Genomic DNA, 2,739 nt, shown 5'->3' on the forward strand with positions numbered 1-2,739 from the left:
CGCCACCCAGGCCCTGGCCGAGGCCTGTGCCGTGGACCCCGGCGAGGATCTCGGATGGGGACGGCCGCGCGTGCCGGAGGCGGCCGTCGTCGGGATCCAGGGGGACCCGGGCCGGGTGCTGCGCGAGCGGACCCTGGCCGGGGTGGCCGAACGCTACCCGGACCTGTTCACCGGCACCGCGTTCGCCGTCACCGCGGCCGGCCGGGAGCTCGAGGAACGGGTGGAGCACGAGCTCGGGATCATCTCCCGGCTCGGGTTCGCCGGGTACTTCCTCACGGTCGCGGAGGTGGTGCGGATGATCGAGGACCGCGGCGTGCGCGTGGCGGCCCGCGGCTCGGGGGCCTCCTCGCTGGTCAACCACGCCCTGCGCATCTCGCACGTGGACCCCATGGCGCAGGGGCTGATCATGGAGCGCTTCCTCTCGGACGACCGCTCCACCCTGCCGGACATCGACATCGACGTGGAGTCCGCCCGCCGCCACGAGATCTACCACGCCCTGTTCGAACGGTTCGGGGCGCAGCGCACCACCCTGATGAGCATGCAGAACGCCTACCGGGCCCGCGGCGCCGTCCGGGACGCCGGCCTCGCCCTGGGCATGCCGGACCCGGACGTGGACGTGATCGCCAAGCAGCTGTGGCGGTTCTCCGCCTCCCACTTCCGCGACGCCCTCGACCGCATGCCGGAGCTGCGCGGCTTCGCCGAACGCCTCGAGTCCGGCCGCCGCGAGGGCAGCCGGCAGCTCGACCTGCTCGTGGACCTCACCGAGCGCCTGGACCGGCTGCCGCGGCACATCTCCATGCACCCGTGCGGCGTCATCCTCGGGGACGCGACCCTGCTGAAGCGCACCCCCGTGCAGCCCTCCGGCATGGGGCTGCCCATGAGCCAGTTCGACAAGCACGACATGGACCCCATGGGCATGCTCAAGCTCGACGTCCTCGGCGTCCGCATGCAGTCCACCATCGCCTACGCGATCCAGGAGGTCGCCCGCACCACCGGCGAGCAGGTGGACCTCGAGCAGGTGCCGCTGGACGACCCCGCCACCTACGCGATGATCCGCACCACCCACACGCTCGGCTGCTTCCAGATCGAGTCCCCGGGGCAGCGGGAGCTGATCGGCAAACTCGCCCCGGAACGGTTCGAGGACCTCATCGTGGACATCTCCCTGTTCCGTCCCGGGCCCATGCAGTCGGACATGGTGCGGCCGTTCCTCGAGCAGCGGCACGGGTGGGCGCCGGCCCGCTACCCGCACCCGGACCTGGTGCCCGTGCTCGCCGAGACGCACGGGGTGACCGTGTTCCACGAGCAGGTGCTGCGCACCCTCGACATCATGACCGGCTGCGGCCTCGCCAAGGCCGACGAGTTTCGCCGCCTCATCGGCTCCGACGCCGAGACCCGCGTGGAGGAGCACTTCCGCTCCCGGGCGCTGGCCCGCGGCTACGACCTCGACGTCATCGACGAGGTCTGGGCCACCCTCCACGCCTTCGGGTCCTTCGGGTTCTGCAAGGCGCACGGGGCGGCGTTCGCGGTGCCCACCTACCACTCGGCCTGGCTGAAGACGCACCACCCGGAGGCGTTCATGGCCGCGATCCTCGAGCACGACCCCGGCATGTACCCCGCCCGCCTCATGGTCGCCGAGGCCCGCCGCATGGGCATCCCCGTGCTCCCCGTGGACGTCAACCGGTCCAGCGACCACGTCCGCGTCGAGTGGGTCCCCGAGCACCCTGAGCTCGGTCTCAAGCCCCTGGAACAGGTGCCCGCCGCCGAGGGCGAGATGACAGACAGGGGTGAGGCGGCCGTCGTCGGGAAGCCGGAGGCGGAGCCAGCGGGCCGGTGGGGGATCCGCCTGCCGATGACCGCGCTGTCCGGGCTGAGCGAGGCCGAGATGCGGCGGCTCGTGGACGGGCGGCCCTATACGAGCCTCGCCGACGTGCGCGACCGCGCCCGGCCCACCGCCCGCAACCTCGAGCGGCTCGCGCAGCTCGGGGCGCTGGACTGCCTGTTGCCGCCGGGCGGGGCCTCGCGCACGGACCTGGTGCACCACCTGGAGATGCAGCACTCGGCCGGGTACGGCTCGGGGCCCGGGCGGCTGGCGACGAAGTCCAGGAAGGCGCGGCCGCGGCAGGTCGACGGGCAGCTGTCCCTGGACCTGCCGGACCTGGAGCTGCAGTCGCTGACGCCGATGTTCCCCTCGCCGCGTGCCACGGATCGGGTGCGCACCGAGCTGGACCTCACCGCCCTCGACGTGACCGCCCACCTCATGGACTCCCACGCCCCGTACCTGGAGGCGCTCGGGGTGACGAAGGCGGAGCGGCTGCTCTCGCTGCGGTCGCAGTCGCGGGTGCTGGTCGCCGGGGTGCGCGTGGCCACCCAGACGCCGCCGATGCGCAGCGGACGCCGCGTCGTGTTCCTCTCCGTGGACGACGGCACCGGCTGCGTGGACGCATCCTTCTTCACCGAGGCCCAGCACGCCTCCGGGGAGATGCTGTTCTCCTCACGGCTGTTGCTGATCGAAGGGACCGTGCGCCGGACCGGACCGAAGGCCGTGTCCGTGCAGGCCGTGCGCGCCTGGGACCTGCACCGGCCCGAGACCCTGCCTGACCCCGACTACCTCGACACCACCCGCGACGAGTGGGCCCGATGGCTCCGGGCCGACCGGGATGCCGCGCGGAGGAGGGCGGCCGAGAGGGACGGGCGGTCGGTGCCGCTCGGCGGTGCCGGTGCCGGTGCCGCAGGGGGACG

General features: G+C 73.1%; 1 protein-coding gene. It reads left to right on the forward strand.

Annotation, left to right across the window (positions count from 1 at the left end):
- On the forward strand, positions 1–2,739 hold a 2,739-nt coding region (locus tag AC2W7A_RS11360; RefSeq protein ID WP_485991445.1), incomplete at both ends, for a helix-hairpin-helix domain-containing protein.

The organism is Micrococcus sp. LASM2_SD2 (genome assembly GCF_057364565.1).